The 15281-nt window shown below is 46.2% G+C and carries 14 protein-coding genes; 11 read left to right on the top strand and 3 right to left on the bottom strand.

The window, feature by feature from the left end; all coding sequences use genetic code 11:
* Positions 1 to 275 precede the first annotated feature (275 nt).
* The 9 genes from BLV50_RS10270 (at position 276) to BLV50_RS10230 (ending at position 11533) form a co-directional block, all read left to right on the top strand.
* Positions 276 to 1076, top strand: coding sequence for a CAP domain-containing protein (locus BLV50_RS10270; RefSeq protein WP_256337918.1), 801 nt, complete (start codon positions 276 to 278; stop codon positions 1074 to 1076).
* A gap of 247 nt (positions 1077 to 1323) precedes the next feature.
* A complete protein-coding gene (locus BLV50_RS10265) occupies positions 1324 to 2190 on the top strand; it encodes a GDSL-type esterase/lipase family protein (protein WP_063563176.1) in 867 nt (288 codons plus the stop codon).
* Positions 2191 to 3156 carry an ABC transporter ATP-binding protein gene (locus BLV50_RS10260; protein ID WP_063563175.1) on the top strand — a complete coding sequence of 322 codons (966 nt, stop codon included), beginning with the start codon at positions 2191 to 2193 and terminating at the stop codon, positions 3154 to 3156.
* Positions 3149 to 4138 carry an ABC transporter permease gene (locus BLV50_RS10255; protein ID WP_063563174.1) on the top strand — a complete coding sequence of 330 codons (990 nt, stop codon included), beginning with the start codon at positions 3149 to 3151 and terminating at the stop codon, positions 4136 to 4138. The genes BLV50_RS10260 and BLV50_RS10255 overlap by 8 nt, the downstream gene beginning before the upstream one ends.
* Positions 4139 to 4214: 76 nt before the next feature.
* Complete coding sequence (gene parE, locus BLV50_RS10250; protein WP_063563173.1) at positions 4215 to 6194, top strand: DNA topoisomerase IV subunit B; 1980 nt, start codon at positions 4215 to 4217, stop codon at positions 6192 to 6194.
* Between the two features lie 12 nt (positions 6195 to 6206).
* Entirely contained in the window at positions 6207 to 8669 is a 2463-nt protein-coding gene (gyrA, locus tag BLV50_RS10245; RefSeq protein ID WP_063563172.1) for a DNA gyrase subunit A, read from the top strand.
* A 229-nt stretch (positions 8670 to 8898) separates the two neighbouring features.
* Entirely contained in the window at positions 8899 to 9336 is a 438-nt protein-coding gene (locus tag BLV50_RS10240; protein ID WP_063563171.1) for a MarR family winged helix-turn-helix transcriptional regulator, read from the top strand.
* 242 nt (positions 9337 to 9578) lie between these two features.
* Entirely contained in the window at positions 9579 to 10025 is a 447-nt protein-coding gene (locus BLV50_RS10235; protein ID WP_063563170.1) for a MarR family winged helix-turn-helix transcriptional regulator, read from the top strand.
* The gene (locus tag BLV50_RS10230; protein ID WP_063563169.1) at positions 10022 to 11533 is read left to right on the top strand and encodes a DHA2 family efflux MFS transporter permease subunit; all 1512 of its coding nucleotides are present in this window, start codon (positions 10022 to 10024) and stop codon (positions 11531 to 11533) included. The genes BLV50_RS10235 and BLV50_RS10230 overlap by 4 nt, the downstream gene beginning before the upstream one ends.
* A 112-nt stretch (positions 11534 to 11645) precedes the next feature.
* Here BLV50_RS10230 and BLV50_RS10225 read toward each other — a convergent pair whose 3' ends face one another.
* The 3 genes from BLV50_RS10225 to BLV50_RS10215 all read right to left on the bottom strand — a co-directional run bounded on the left by BLV50_RS10225 (position 11646) and on the right by BLV50_RS10215 (position 13707).
* Complete coding sequence (locus BLV50_RS10225; protein ID WP_072733382.1) at positions 11646 to 11990, bottom strand: MGMT family protein; 345 nt, start codon at positions 11988 to 11990, stop codon at positions 11646 to 11648.
* A 119-nt stretch (positions 11991 to 12109) separates the two neighbouring features.
* On the bottom strand, positions 12110 to 12844 hold the full coding sequence (locus BLV50_RS10220; RefSeq protein WP_371129227.1) for an RluA family pseudouridine synthase: 735 nt from the start codon (positions 12842 to 12844) through the stop codon (positions 12110 to 12112).
* Complete coding sequence (locus tag BLV50_RS10215) at positions 12844 to 13707, bottom strand: class I SAM-dependent methyltransferase (RefSeq protein WP_090807341.1); 864 nt, start codon at positions 13705 to 13707, stop codon at positions 12844 to 12846. The genes BLV50_RS10220 and BLV50_RS10215 overlap by 1 nt, the downstream gene beginning before the upstream one ends.
* Before the next feature lie 262 nt (positions 13708 to 13969).
* Between BLV50_RS10215 and BLV50_RS10210 the strand changes: the two genes are divergently transcribed.
* Both BLV50_RS10210 and BLV50_RS10205 read left to right on the top strand, forming a co-directional pair.
* Complete coding sequence (locus BLV50_RS10210; protein ID WP_064636952.1) at positions 13970 to 14422, top strand: flavodoxin; 453 nt, start codon at positions 13970 to 13972, stop codon at positions 14420 to 14422.
* Positions 14423 to 14428: 6 nt separating this feature from the next.
* Positions 14429 to 15232: a hypothetical protein gene (locus BLV50_RS10205; protein ID WP_090807339.1), complete on the top strand. Its 804-nt coding sequence runs from the start codon at positions 14429 to 14431 to the stop codon at positions 15230 to 15232.
* Positions 15233 to 15281 lie beyond the last annotated feature (49 nt).

The raw sequence follows: 15281 nt of genomic DNA, 5'->3' as shown, positions 1-15281 counted from the left end.
GGCAAGCATTTCTTGTCCGGATGCCATTTTTTTATGCCGTATTTTAAAGTTGATGGTTGGGGTTTTAGTTGATATACCAGTGTTTTAAGAGCAAGTTGCAGGATATGGTGCAATGTACTATAAACCGTCCACGCCTCTTTGAAACAGGATTAAAAATGACAAAAAAGTTACTTTTCCATAATTTATGGGTTCACAATCTACTATTCAATTGATATACTCCTAGAGTATTAATTACAAAGTTGTCATAACTAATATTTCTAAGGAGATGAATGAATTTGAAGAAGAAATGGATGAAAACCGTGGTAACCAGCAGTCTGACAGCCGTACTCGCCGTAGGGGTTATGCTCCCTGCTTCCGCTTCTGCTGCAGATGCATCATATAAAACAACTACTAAAACTACAACGTTTAAAATTACGAGTGCGGATAGCTTAAAAGCGTACATTGAACAATGGCTGAAAGATAATGGTTACACTGTATCAACTGGCGAGGGGCAAACAACAGTAGAGAAGCCTGTAACACAGCCTGATCAAACTACCAAACCTGCTCAACCGACAACACCTGCAAAACCGGTAACACCTGCAAAACCTTCTCAAGAAGAGAAACCGGCAACTACACCAACCAAAGATCCTTCAAATAGTGGAACTGGAACTGGAACGACTACGGGCAATACAGGCAATTCAAGCAACAGTGGTAGCGAGAGCACACAATCGGATTTTGCAGCTCAAGTAGTAAAACTTGTGAACGCTGAACGTGCCAAAGCTGGCCTGAGCGCATTGGCTTCCGACGCTCTTTTGGACAAAGTGGCTGTAGCCAAAGTTAAAGACATGAGCAACAACAATTATTTTGATCACCAATCACCGACTTATGGTTCTCCGTTTGACATGATGAAACAATTCGGAGTAACTTACAGCTATGCTGGCGAGAATATCGCAAAAGGGCAAAAAACACCTCAAGAGGTTGTTACAGCTTGGATGAATAGCGAAGGCCACCGTGCGAATATCCTAAGTAAAAACTTTACGAAAATTGGTGTTGGATTCTACAACGGATATTGGGCTCAAGAATTTATCGGTAACTAATTCATTTTATTGAAGAATATTTTGATTTTAGTTCAAAAAAAGGTTATGTCATCACAGCTCGAAGCTGTGCATGACATAGCTTTTTTTTGTAAAAGCATATTTGAAACTGAATTCTGCTTAATACAGCGGCAAAATTTGCAAATTAACGACAGAACATTTATGTTATTTAGAAAAAGAGTCATCTTAATGTAAAATCATTTTAAATTTTAAGCACCCAGCCAGGTGTACATGAGCGGAGATGTGATGAATGAAAAAAAGAAATCTTGATTCAGCGCCATGGATCTGGAGAACCATTAGTACAGTGTCCATATTAACAACATTGCTGCTGTTATTTGGATTTGGATACGCCATTAAAGACGTCATTTTTCCTGAGGGAGATGCCCAATTAGGTACAGGACAGCAGACAACGACACCTGCAAAGGATAGCGGGCAATCAACACCTGTGGTGAAAGATGGCAAAATTCGAATGGCTGTAATCGGTGATTCCCTGGCAAGAGGTACTGGGGATGATGAGGGGCTTGGTTTTGTAAGGCGGGCAGGTAATTTGCTCAAAGATCAGGGATATGATGTGCAAGTGCTTAACAATATGGGTGTGAACGGTTTGAGAACAGACGCATTGTTGAGCAAGCTAGATGAACAAGGCGTACGTTATGTCTTACAACAGTCCAACTTTATTCTGTTGTCGATCGGAGCCAATGATCTATTCCAGGGTGGACAGGTTTTACAGGGAGAAGACGCGCCCACGGCAGAGACACTTGCTGCGGCATTACCGGAGACGTCGAAGCGTTTGCAGGAGATCTTGAAGAAAGTGAAAGAAATTAACCCTGATGCACAGATTGCCTACATAGGGCTATACAATCCGTTTGGGGATGTGAAAGAACTCAAAGAGCCAGGAAATGCAGTTGTAGCTGCATGGAACGATGCTGCAATGAAGGTTCTGAACAATGAGGACAAGATGACACTTGTACCTACATTTGATCTGTTTGAAAATCATCTGGGACAATATCTGTCGTCAGATCATTTTCATCCCAATGGAGAAGGCTACGAGCAAATTGCGGTTCGGATTGCACAGGAATATCAGGCAGAGACTCCAGCAGAAGGGAGCGGAAAATAAATGGCACAAGAACAGACTGATTCCGTATTGTCCGTGCAGCATCTGAAGAAAAAGATTGGACGCAAATGGATCATTAAGGATGTTACTTTTGACGTTAAACCAGGCGAAATTTTCGGTTTCCTGGGACCCAATGGTGCCGGGAAGACAACAACCATCCGGATGTTAGTTGATTTAATTAAACCGACAGAAGGTAAAATTCAAGTCTGTGGGTATGATGTCAACCGTGATCCTGAAAGGGCCCTGAGATATGTGGGTTCCATTGTTGAAAACCCGGAAGTGTACACGTATTTGACCGGATGGGAAAATCTTGAGCATTTTGCCCGTATGCAGCCAGGCGTGGATAATGACCGTATTCAGGAAGTTGTGGATATTGTACGCCTCGATCAGCGGATTCATGATAAAGTAAGAACCTACTCTCTGGGGATGCGTCAACGACTTGGCATTGCACAGGCATTGCTTGGTCGCCCAAGGCTGCTGATTCTGGATGAGCCAACGAACGGACTTGATCCCAAAGGGATTAAGGAACTTCGCGTCTTTATCAAACAGCTTGCAAGTGAAGGCATGGCTGTATTCGTCAGCAGTCATTTGCTTAGTGAGATTCAACTTCTCTGTGACAGGGTGGCGATTATAAGTGCAGGGCGCGTGCTGGCAGTTGGCGGCGTCAATGAACTGATTGAAGACCATTCCAAATTGGCGATATGGCATGTTACTCCGCTGGAGGAAGGTAAAAAAATGCTGTTGAATGCAGGTGTTTCCTTGGTGGATCGGCCTGCAGATGTTATGGACGATACCATTGTTGCAGGGCTTGGTCCGAATGCTGTCGTTGCTGAAATGCATGAAGATCGAATTCCGGCCCTAGTCCAGCAAATGGTGCAAGCCGGAATTCAGGTTGAAGGAGTGCAGCGGATTCAGCCTACGCTGGAACAGCTATTCTTAAAAATGACAGAAGGTGAATCCATTGAGTAACATCATGCCGCTGATCCGAAACGAAACGATCAAAATGGTAAAGAAAAAACGTCTTTATATTATTTTTATCGTACTCGCGGTCCTGGTTCCGATGTTTACGTATGCCCAGATGAAATCTGCGGAAAATAATCGTGACAAGTTTGGCGGCGACTGGCGGCTTGAGCTGCAACAAGCCATTACGGATAATCAGAACTCGCTTGGCAGTGACCGGGTACCTGAAGAATACAAAAAGTACAGGACTGTGTACATCCAGCAAATGCAATACTATCTGGAGAATGACATCAATCCGAAGGAGCCTGGCGGTGTAACTTTTACGCGGGAATTCATGAATAACGCCGTTGGATTGTTTATACCACTGCTCATTATGGCGATTGCCTCGGATCTGGTATCCGGTGAGCGCACCACAGGTACGATTAAAATGCTTCTGACCCGTCCGGTCAAACGTTGGAAAGTGTTGCTGAGTAAGCTCATCACGTTGATTATGTTCGTGTCGATTATTGTGGTGTCGGCGTACGTCATCTGTTATGTCATTTCGGGAGCGGTATTCGGATATAAAGGTTTCGGTATGCCGATCTTTACCGGATTCAAGGTTGTGGGTACAGATGTCGATATGTCAGCAGTCCATGCAGTGGACCAGTGGTTGTATATGCTAATGCAGGCAGGGCTCATCTGGTTCGTCAGTATAATTGTGGCGATGCTTGCCTTCATGGTCTCTGTGCTAGTGCGAAGTACAGCAGCAAGTATTGTCATCATGATGGCAGCACTCATAGCAGGAACTATTCTCACCAGTATGGCCGCATCCTGGCAGTCAGCCAAATATTTGTTCATGGTTAACCTCGAACTTCCAAATTATTTGTCTGGCGGATTGCCACCAATCGAAGGGATGAATTTAGGTTTTTCCCTTATTGTGCTTAGTGTTTGGGGCATTGCTTCACTCTTTGTGTCATTCATTGTCTTTACGAAACGGGATATCTTGAATTAAAATGGACAAGGATAAGAAAACATCTGTTTGCATTTTAGGCATTTTTTTAGTTGCAAGTTAAGAAGGGGGAGCATGAATGGTCGAGCAAATCGATATGTCGGCAGGTTCGACAGGCGGAGGACAAGGGTCTTCAGGCTACGACGCGGACGACATTCAAGTACTTGAAGGACTGGTAGCGGTACGGAAACGGCCGGGGATGTACATCGGCAGCACCAGCTCTTCGGGTCTACATCATTTGGTATGGGAAATCGTGGATAACGCTGTCGACGAACATCTCGCCAAATTCTGCTCCAAAATCGATATCACGCTGCATAAGGACGGTTCTATTACGGTTCAGGATAACGGAAGGGGAATTCCGACAGGTATACATAAAACAGGGATTCCTACTCCCCAGGTCGTGTTTACGATTTTGCACGCAGGCGGAAAGTTCGGTGGATCAGGATACAAAAAATCAGGCGGTTTGCACGGTGTAGGTGCGTCAGTTACGAACGCATTGTCCGAATGGCTTGAAGTCGAGATTTTCCGTGATGGCAAGATTCATCGTCAACGATTCGAGTATTGGCAGGACAAAAAAGGCGTTGAGCATGTCGGAGAACCGGTGTCTGGTCTCGAAGTATTGGGCAATACCAATCGAACGGGAACCAAAGTTACGTTTAAACCGGATATTCGCGTGTTCCAGAGCGGCATTCAATTTAATTATGATACACTGGCAGAACGTCTTCAGGAGATTGCTTTCCTGAACTCGGGGCTGAGAATTATGCTCAAGGACGAACGTTCAGGCAATCAGGATGAGTACATGTACGAAGGCGGAGCAAGCCAGTTTGTTGCTTTTCTTAACGAAAATAAAGATGTGCTGCATGATGTCATTCACTTCTATGCGGAGAAGGATGACATTGAGGTCGAAGTGGCGATCCAGTATAACGCGGGTTATACGGAAACGCTGGCGTCGTTCGTCAACTCGATTCCCACTAGAGGTGGCGGTACACATGAGACCGGATTCAGAGCAGCTTATACACGTGTGATGAATGATTACGCAAGGCGTACCAGCATGATTAAGGAAAAAGATAAAAACCTTGAAGGTAATGATTTGCGTGAAGGCATGATGGCTGTCATCAGTGTCAAAATGTCGGAGGTCGAATTCGTAGGACAAACGAAGGATCAACTCGGTAGCGCTTCCGCGCGAAGCGCAGTGGATTCTGTCGTGTCCGAGAACATCCAGCGGTTTTTGGAAGAAAACCCGCAGGTTGCGCAAACGTTGATTCGCAAAGCGGTTCAGGCCTCCAGAGCCAGAGAAGCTGCACGCAAAGCACGTGATGAGATGCGGACGGGCAAAAAACGCAGCGAAAGCTCCAACCTCAATGGCAAGTTGACTCCGGCACAATCGAAGGATTTTACCCGGAATGAACTGTTTATCGTCGAAGGGGATTCCGCAGGCGGTTCAGCCAAACAGGGGCGTGACTCCAAGATCCAGGCGATACTCCCGCTTAAGGGGAAACCGCTCAATCCGGAAAAAGCGAAGTTGGCTGATATCCTCAAAAACGAAGAATACCGCGCCATTACATCGGCGATCGGGGCGGGTATTGGAACCGAATTCGCAGTTGAAGACAGCAATTATTCCAAAATCATAATTATGACGGATGCTGATACGGATGGTGCACATATTCAGGTACTATTGCTGACTTTCTTTTACCGCTACATGAAACCGTTAATTGATGCAGGAAAAATATATATTGCTCAGCCGCCGCTTTACAAACTCACGCGCAAATCCGGCAAAATGGCAAGTGTACGTTATGCCTGGACCGATGAAGAGCTGGCGAATTACATGAAAGAATTTGGAACCAATGTGGAGCTCCAACGTTATAAAGGGCTTGGCGAGATGAATCCGGATCAACTGTGGGAGACTACAATGAACCCGGAAACACGTGCATTGCTCAAGGTACAGATCGTTGATGCAGCGAAAGCGGAGCGTCGAGTATCTACGCTTATGGGTGATAAAGTTGATCCACGCAAACGCTGGATTGTAGAGAATGTCGACTTTACAGAGTACGAAGAATAGAAGGTGCTTGGAATGAGCCTATCAGAACAATTTATGCCGGCCTTTCTCGAAGAGGTCGTAGGTGACCGTTTCGGTCGCTACTCTAAATACATTATTCAGGACCGGGCCATTCCCGATGTACGGGATGGTTTGAAGCCTGTGCAGCGGCGTATTCTGTACGCCATGTACGATTCAGGAAATACGCCGGAGAAACCATATCGTAAGTCAGCCAAAACCGTTGGGGATGTCATGGGTAACTACCATCCTCACGGGGACTCCTCCATCTATGAAGGTATGGTGCGGATGGCACAGCCATGGAAAATGGGCCATATGCTCGTGGACGGTCATGGTAACTGGGGATCACAGGATGATGATCCGGCTGCAGCGATGCGTTATACAGAGGCCCGTTTGTCGTCCATCGCTATGGAGATGCTTCGCGACATCGAGAAACGGACTGTTCTGTTTAAGGATAATTTTGATAATACGGCCAAAGAACCGGTTGTATTACCATCGCGTTATCCGAACCTGCTGGTCAACGGCGTAAGTGGGATTTCCTCCGGGTTTGCAACGGAGATCCCTCCACATAATTTGCGTGAAACCATTGATGCTTGTATTGCCGTGATGGAGAAGCCGTCGATTGAACTGGACGAGATTATGATGTTTATCAAAGGTCCGGATTTTCCGACAGGCGGATTAATCATGGGCGGCGACGGAATTCTGGATGCATATCGCACAGGTAAAGGACGGATCTATCTCCGGTCCAAAACCGATATCGAGAATATGCGCGGTGGCAAACAGCAAATCGTCATTACTGAGATTCCTTATCAGGTCGTAAAATCCCGTCTGGTTACAGCGATGGAGAACATTCGGCTGGAGAAAAAGGTTGAAGGAATCGCCGAAGTACGGGATGAGAGTGGGCGTGAAGGCCTGCGAATCGTGGTTGAGCTGAAAAAAGAAGCGGATGCACAAGGTATTTTGGCTTATTTGCTGAAGAAAACCGACTTGCAGGTCACTTACAACTTCAACATGGTTGCGATTGTAAACAAAGCCCCTCAGCAATTGGGATTGAAATCAATCCTCGAGGCTTATATTGCCCATCAGCGTGAAGTTGTGACGTTCCGTACCCGCTTTGAGCTGGAGAAGGCGGAAGACCGTGCACATGTCTTGGAAGGTCTGGTAAAAGCTCTTAACATCCTTGATGAGGTCATTGCGGCTATTAAAGCTTCGAAGAACCGTCAGGATGCTCAAAATAACCTGATGTGGATGTTTGGTTTCTCCGAACGTCAAGCGGATTCCATTCTGACTTTGCAATTATACCGATTGACTAATCTGGAGATTACTTCTCTGGAAAAGGAACTTGGCGAACTGATGAAGAAGATCGCGCAATTACGTTCCATTCTGGATAGTGACCGCAAGCTGATCGGAGTCATTCGTAAAGAACTGATGGAGATTCGTGAGAAATACGGAATTGATCGTCGCTCAGCCATTCAAGGCGAAGTAGAAGAACTCAAGGTTAATCTGGAAGTGCTGGTGAACGCAGAAGATGTATTTGTCACATTGTCCAAAGAGGGATACATCAAGCGTACAGGCATGCAATCATTCACACGATCCGGCGGGGAACGTAACGCAAGTGGTGTGAAGGAAGGCGATTATATCGCTCAGGTCCTTGAAGTAAACACGCTTGAGAATTTGCTGGTATTTACGAAGAAAGGCCAGTATTTCCTGTTGCCTGTGCATCAGGTACCGGAATTCAAGTGGAAAGATCCGGGGACGGCGATCGTCAACGTCATTCCTCTGGCAAAAGACGATCGAATCTCAAGTGTGCTTGCTGTTAAATCTTTCGAAGAGCCGGATCACAGTCTGGTCTTTGTCACTCGCAAAGGACAGGTTAAACGTACCGAGCTGAAGGAATACGTCACCAAGCGTTCTGGCGCAGTAGCCGCATGCAAAGTCGGCAAGGATGATGAGGTATTATCCGTTCATCTGAGTACAGGTGGCAAGGACATCATGCTGATCACCAAAGAAGCCATGGCCATCCGTTTCCGTGAGGATGAAGTAAATCCGATGGGTCGTGTGTCTGGAGGCGTACGTGGTATTCAGTTAAAAGAAACGGATGAAGTCGTATCTGTTCTGTGGGTGGAAGGCGATGAAGGCGAGGTTGCTATATTGTCTGACTTGGGTTATGGAAAACGCTCGTTACTGCTGGATTATGCTCTGCAGAGCCGTGGCGGCAAAGGACTGGCAACATTTGAATTCAAGGAAGGCAAACGGGTAAAACCGAACGGTAGCCGAATTGCCGGAGCGTTCTATTGTCGGGAACAACGGAATGTAACGGTGATGACCAAGGAAGGTCAAACACATCACATTTCTTCCGAAGCTGTACCTATTACTGAACGGAAACATATTGGTAAATTGCTTGTGCATGTGGATAAACAGGATGAAATTGTGGAGCTTATCATGGATCTCACAGAGAATCAGGCAGCTTCTTCCTCCTAATAAGGATTCAATAAAGACTCTTTGCAGAGCAGGGAAACCTGTCATGTGAGGAGTCTTATTTTGTTGTTCAAACGCGGATTAAAAGAGGACCTCCATGCGAAGTTTAACAACCTTCGTCGATTACGGTCGATCGCTGGGAAATTGAAAAAAGGCAGCAGGAATGCGGCTTTGAAGGGCGAAAACTTAAGCAGGTGAAGTGATAACCGGTTGCAGAGAGGAGCGATTCAAGATGTATAATTCCGATTTTGCCAAGTGCTGGTCGAGGCTGACTAAGGACTACAAGCTGCATATGGATCATGAGCTGGCACCCTCGTTAACAGAGGCGCAGCTGGCCGTACTGGAGGTTCTTGAGGATCACGAGAAGATGAAACCATCCGATCTGATCCCTTTTCTGGCTACAACACCCGCAGCAGTAACGATGTTGTTGGATCGTATGGAAAAAAACGGACTGATTCGCCGGGATCGGGATGATCAGGATCGACGAATTGTATGGGTATCCTTATCTGATAAGGGACGCATGGAGACCGAACGGGGAATCACGATTCGTAATGAATTTATGAATTCGGTGCTCAGCAACATTTCAATGCATAACCAGCAGTTGCTGGTTTATCTATTAGGCAAAATGACGACACCAAAAACAAAAGAGCATGCCTTGTCCACATCTTAAAGACGATGGACGCACGAATAATAGTAACCATGGAACTCTTGCTGAAAAGGCAGGAGGGCTGTGGTTATTTTTTATTGATGTGTACTTTAAAGAGTTTTGCCTGCTTTGGATAGGTAAGAATAATCTCTAAAATTTTATATGTAAAGAGTTGACTATGTAAATATTTTTGTTATAATAAGTAATTGTTCCCCTGATATTTCGTGTACGAAATATTATATTCCATAAGTAAAAAGGGTGAATTAATGTCTGACACATACGAAGTATTCTACATTATTAATTCGTTTCGGCAGGTCAATCAACTGCTCTTCCGGGCATTCTGGAATGAAAACAAGGAAATTGAGCTCACTTCGATTCAATTTATGGTGTTATCCATTTTGAAGGAGCGCCCTTCGATTGGTATCAATGAAGTGGCTGATCTCTGTCATATGGGCAGCAGCTCCATGAGCGCTGTGGTGGAGCGTCTGGTCAAGGGTGAGTACATTGTTCGAACGCGATCCGACTCGGACCGTCGATCTGTAAAGCTTCAGATTACGGACAAAGGGGAACAGGCTCAGGAGGAAACACACCGTTTGTGGATGGAGCGAGTGTCACCTATTCTGGATATCCCGAAGGAAGACCTTGAGCACCTGCTAAGAATTCATAATCAAATGATTGAAAAGTTAGAAGGAAGAGAGATGAACAACCAATGAGTACTACTGCAGCAGCAGCGCCATCCTCAGCGATGGACAACATTAGGAAAGGCCCGATTGTGGCCGCATTGTTAATCGGTGCATTCGTCGCCTTCCTGAACCAAACTTTGATGAACGTAGCTCTTCCTAAAATTATGGAGGACCTCGGCATCGGAGCGAACAAAGCACAATGGTTGACTACGGGTTATATGCTCGTCAATGGTGTGTTGATTCCGGTTACGGCGTATCTGATCGCTAAATTCTCCACACGTCAAATTTTTATTACAGCCATGACGCTATTTACATTAGGAACCTTGGTCTGTGGTTTAAGTCCGAACTTTGCTATCCTGATGGTAGGTCGTGTTATTCAAGCGGCAGGTGCAGGTATCCTGATGCCTCTGATGACGGTTGTATTCTTGACGATCTTCCCTATTGAGAAGCGTGGTCAGGCGATGGGTACAATGGGGATCGCGATGATTCTCGCTCCGGCCATTGGACCAACATTGTCAGGTTATGTGGTTGAGCATTATTCCTGGAGACTGTTGTTCTATATCATTTTGCCATTCTCCGTTATTGCAACTGCAATCGGTATTGCGTTTGTCAAAAATGTAACACGTCAATCCAAACCTAAATTGGACTATCCAGGTGTTATTTTATCCACACTCGGTTTTGGTAGCTTGCTGTACGGCTTCAGTGATGCGGGTACAGACGGATGGGGCAGTGCAATTGTAATTGCTTGTCTGGTCGTAGGGGCGTTATCCCTGATTCTGTTCGTGATTAGACAGATGACAACCGATCATCCACTCTTGGAGTTCCGTATTTTCAAATACAACATGTATACATTAACAACGATCATTAACATGCTCGTTACGATGGCGATGTTTGCAGGTATGATTTTGCTTCCGATTTTCCTGCAAAATATTCGTGGATTCTCACCGATTGAATCCGGTTTGCTGATGATGCCGGGCGCCATCTTGATGGGGATTATGTCTCCAATCACAGGTCGCATCTTCGATAAAGTCGGAGCGCGATGGTTGTCCGTTGCCGGTCTTGCAATTACCGCTATCACAACTTGGGGGCTCAGCCGCCTGTCGATCGACACTACTTATGGTTACATGATGTTTATCTACACAGCTCGTATGTTCGGTATGTCGATGTTGATGATGCCAATTCAAACAGCGGGTCTGAATCAGCTGCCACAGCGTCTGAATGCGCATGGTACAGCGATGTCCAACACACTGCGTACGGTTGCGGGTGCGATTGGTACAGCGATTCTCGTTACGATTATGAGTAGCAAGTTGAAATCCCATCTGGCAGATACCTTGGCTACAGGCCAAATCGCTACAGATGATAAGGCTGCAATGCTTCGTGCTACCGCAGATGCAACCATCTACGGGGTAAACTATGCTTTTATTATAGCGACCGCAATGACAGTCGTTGCTCTGGTTCTGGCCTTCTTCATCCGTAAAACAAAACCGGCTACTGAACATGTAACAACTGAGCAACAGAAAGTGAATGCAACAGCATAAATCAACCTAGATTACTGTTATTATTCATTCAATAAAGGTCTTATATATACAAAAGAGAGTTCAGGCAGATCACACTGCTTGAACTCTCTTTTTGTTTTGCCTTGTTTTGACGTTATTCTTCATCGGCTGATGAATCAAAGAGGAAGGTAGGACCAGGATCATGACCAAAGAGTCTAAGGTTGATACTCCCATCCATCTGAAATTCAACACCCTCGCTAATAAGCTCCGTCTCCTGCATCAGGCGTGAATGCTCGTCGGGAATGGCTATCAGACCTTTGGCATTGACGACGCGGTGCCAGGGAAGCCGCTCCTTCCGGCTCATGGAGTGCAGAATGCGCACAACCTGTCGGGCAGCTCTCGGGCTGCCTGCATGAGCGGCAATCTGTCCATAGGTCATGACTTTTCCCTCAGGGATTGCTGCGATGATGGCGACGACCTGCTTCGTAAAAGGTGTCATAGTAGGTCTTCCTTTCCATTGGAGTAAAAAAACCGCGCCATTCAGATAAGGAATCTGGATGACACGGTTTACGGTCAGATTTGACCTGATCCTGTGAATGATTATTTTAAATATATCAATTAATGTTCGGCTTTAAATGCTTTATCGTACACAGCAGCCGGCCACTCTGCCCATGGAAATTCACGGGGAGGCAGGGACTGCAGCACAATTTCTTCCTTCGTTACCGGGTGGGGAAAAGCAGCGATGGCAGACCATAGAGCAATTTGCTGTCCAGGTTTATTCACACCTGCACCGTACTTTTGATCTCCAAACAGGGGGCAGCCCATCTCTTTCATTTGGACCCGAATCTGATGAGATCTGCCTGTGTGCAGTTCGATGTGAACCAGACTGTAACGGTCAGTTTCGCCGATGACCCGGTAATCCAACACAGCATCTTTACCGCCGGCGGTACCTTTAGGCACAACGGTGACGGTATTGGTACGTGCATCTTTCAGCAGCGTGTGTTTTAACGTTCCTTGCTGTGCAGGCAGCTTGCCATGTACAACAGCCGCATATATTTTGCGGAAATGACGTCCCCGAACCGTCTCGGATAATCTTGAAGCCGCCTTCGATGTTTTGGCAAAAATCATGGCACCACCAACAGGGCGGTCAAGACGATGTACTAATCCGAGATAGACGTTGCCAGGTTTGTTATAGCGTTCTTTCAAATCCTGTTTTAGCAGTGCAAGCAAATCCGGATCACCTGATGCATCTTCCTGGGTAGGTACATTGACCGGTTTCGTGATGCCTAACAGATGATTATCCTCAAACAGAATCGGAATATCTCCCATTGTTTGCGAATGTTCGGACATCATCAGGACTCCCAGCGGCCCAAGATACCGCATGGCAGATCCAGACCACTACGGGTAATTGGAAGACCAATTTCACCAGCTGTAATTTGACCGCCGTATTGGGCAGACATCGTCATTGTCAGCATGTTGCGCAGAACGGTAGACGAAATCCCGGTTGTGTAGGAATTGACCAGCATGAATAATGGGTTATCGGACAGAATTTCCATACAGGATTTAAGGAAAGGATAGAGGTTCTCTTCCAGCTTCCATGTCTCTCCGTTAGGGCCGCGGCCATAGGAAGGAGGGTCCATAATAATCGCGTCATACCGATTGCCGCGACGTTGTTCGCGCTGTACGAATTTGAAAACATCATCTGTAATGAAACGAACAGGACGATCCGCGAGGCCGGATAATTGAACATTTTCTTTGGCCCACTGTACCATGCCTTTAGCCGCATCCACGTGAACAACTGAAGCTCCGGCATAAGCTGCAGCAACTGTTGCGCCGCCTGTATATGCAAACAGGTTCAGTACAGAGATGGGACGACCTGCTCCTGCGATTTTATCCATCATCCAGCTCCAGTTAGCCGCTTGTTCAGGGAACAGACCGGTATGCTTAAAGCTGGTTGGTTTAATATGAAATTTCAGGTTCTCATATCCGATGGTCCAGCGTTCTGGGATCGGTTTTTTCATATCCCAGCTGCCGCCGCCCGAAGAACTGCGGTGATAATGGCCGTGAACCTCGCGCCATTCATTGGTTTCTTTTTCAAGGGGCCAAATGATCTGTGGATCGGGTCTACGCAAAATCACATCGCCCCAACGCTCCAGCTTTTCGCCGCCTCCTGTATCGATTACTTCATAGTCCTTCCAGTTCTTTGCTACGTACATAATGATTTATCCATCCTTCAAAAGTCATTTGGATACTATTGTACAACAAAAAAGGGCCTGTACGCCAGTTGTGGTAGGCGCCTGAAAGGGTGCAGTGCCTAATATGGTGTTGAATTTGGTCCATCACCATATACTGAAATGGAAACCGATTGAAAATTTAATTTGACAATGATAATCATTATCACATATGATTTTGATAAATTCAAATGTTACTTCTTCAGGAACAGTATGACATGATCAATAAAAAGTGAGGGAAAAATAGATGGCTAAATTGTTAGTGGCTTATGCAAGTATGACAGGAAATACGGAAGAGATTGCGGAACTGATCGTCGAAGGAATTAAACAAGGTGGGCATGAAGTGGATCTCAAGTCCGTAACGGATTGCAATGCAGCTGATGTGCTTGATTATGACGGGTTTCTCATTGGAGTATACACGTGGGGAGACGGTGAACTGCCGGATGAATTCCTCGATTTTTACGAAGAGCTGGATGAGCTTGATCTGAGTGGCAAACGGGCAGCGGTGTTCGGAAGCGGGGATACTTCTTACGAGCAGTACTGCGGAGCCGTAGATCTCGCGGCAGCGAAGCTGGTGGAACGTGGGGCGGAGGTATCTCCAGAGATGCTGAAGATTGAATACAGTCCGATGGAGCAGGAGAAGGACACGTGCCGTGACTTTGGCAAACGTTTTGCTGCTGCCGGATTACAGGTGTCCTAAGGACTCATGTTAAGACATAATGTTCAGGCAGCTCTTCAGCCGGGAATGTCAGACACCCCGGTACGGCTGCTTGAAGATTACAGATTGGAAGAGATGCTGCGCAGCCCGCATCGGTTCATCCGCCCGGAACCGGAGGCTGAACAGCGCTCACCGCTGCAATGGAGACACCGTGTACAATATGCAGTCAGCCATGCAGTTAATGCTTTTTACAGTATGGACCCGGAAGTCCGCAAAGAGGTGCCTGTACAGTATTTACTCGAAAAGTGGTGGCCTAGAAAGGCAACCGGATTCGAATCAGTACTTCATTACTGGGATATAAAAAACAAAATTACCGATGAATTATCCCTTGCAATTGCGATGAACGATGATCTGAAGCATCCGACCATTCTGTTTGAACAATGGCGAACGGAGCTTCCTACCTTGTCGATGCATCTGTCCATGATCTTCCAGGCGGCCTGGCAGCCAGAGGGCTGGGATTCGCTTCTCATCCAAAAATATATGGTTGTCCATGATCCAAACGTGGTTGAGGCGTTCCAGCATATGGTGAGCGTGTTCTGCTGGGAAGCATTTGGCAAGCTGCCAGGTATGATCGAAATCTATTGTTTGCTTGAAGGTCGCAAGATTCGATATATCCCGGGACGACAATCACTTATCCGTTCGATGGATTATATTCGACTGATTCGTGACAGCATTCCGAGCGCAGAGAAGGTGGAATCTGATCAATTTACGGTTCAGGACAAAGCCAGAGTACATGAAGAGGTCGATCGGTGGAGAAGTGAGACTGAACCGAAAAAAAACTGGTTGATGTAAAGAATGACAAGGGATGTTGTGATATATCTTGCAGATTAAGGAGGGATGA

This window comes from Paenibacillus sp. 276b (assembly GCF_900107875.1).
In the GTDB taxonomy this organism is placed as follows: domain Bacteria; phylum Bacillota; class Bacilli; order Paenibacillales; family Paenibacillaceae; genus Paenibacillus; species Paenibacillus marchantiae.
The sequence above is the reverse complement of the archived record's forward strand: the minus strand, read 5'-3'. Positions and strand labels throughout refer to the sequence as shown.

Excerpts from the sequence above, each read along its gene's own strand:
- BLV50_RS10265 (WP_063563176.1), top strand. The coding sequence starts at position 1,324 with ATGAAAAAAAGAAATCTTGATTCAGCGCCATGGATCTGGAGAACCATT.
- BLV50_RS10260 (WP_063563175.1), top strand. The coding sequence starts at position 2,191 with ATGGCACAAGAACAGACTGATTCCGTATTGTCCGTGCAGCATCTGAAG.
- parE (WP_063563173.1), top strand. The coding sequence starts at position 4,215 with ATGGTCGAGCAAATCGATATGTCGGCAGGTTCGACAGGCGGAGGACAA.
- gyrA (WP_063563172.1), top strand. The coding sequence starts at position 6,207 with ATGAGCCTATCAGAACAATTTATGCCGGCCTTTCTCGAAGAGGTCGTA.
- BLV50_RS10240 (WP_063563171.1), top strand. The coding sequence starts at position 8,899 with ATGTATAATTCCGATTTTGCCAAGTGCTGGTCGAGGCTGACTAAGGAC.
- BLV50_RS10235 (WP_063563170.1), top strand. The coding sequence starts at position 9,579 with ATGTCTGACACATACGAAGTATTCTACATTATTAATTCGTTTCGGCAG.
- BLV50_RS10230 (WP_063563169.1), top strand. The coding sequence starts at position 10,022 with ATGAGTACTACTGCAGCAGCAGCGCCATCCTCAGCGATGGACAACATT.
- BLV50_RS10225 (WP_072733382.1), bottom strand. The coding sequence starts at position 11,990 with ATGACACCTTTTACGAAGCAGGTCGTCGCCATCATCGCAGCAATCCCT.
- BLV50_RS10220 (WP_371129227.1), bottom strand. The coding sequence starts at position 12,844 with ATGATGTCCGAACATTCGCAAACAATGGGAGATATTCCGATTCTGTTT.
- BLV50_RS10215 (WP_090807341.1), bottom strand. The coding sequence starts at position 13,707 with ATGTACGTAGCAAAGAACTGGAAGGACTATGAAGTAATCGATACAGGA.
- BLV50_RS10210 (WP_064636952.1), top strand. The coding sequence starts at position 13,970 with ATGGCTAAATTGTTAGTGGCTTATGCAAGTATGACAGGAAATACGGAA.
- BLV50_RS10205 (WP_090807339.1), top strand. The coding sequence starts at position 14,429 with ATGTTAAGACATAATGTTCAGGCAGCTCTTCAGCCGGGAATGTCAGAC.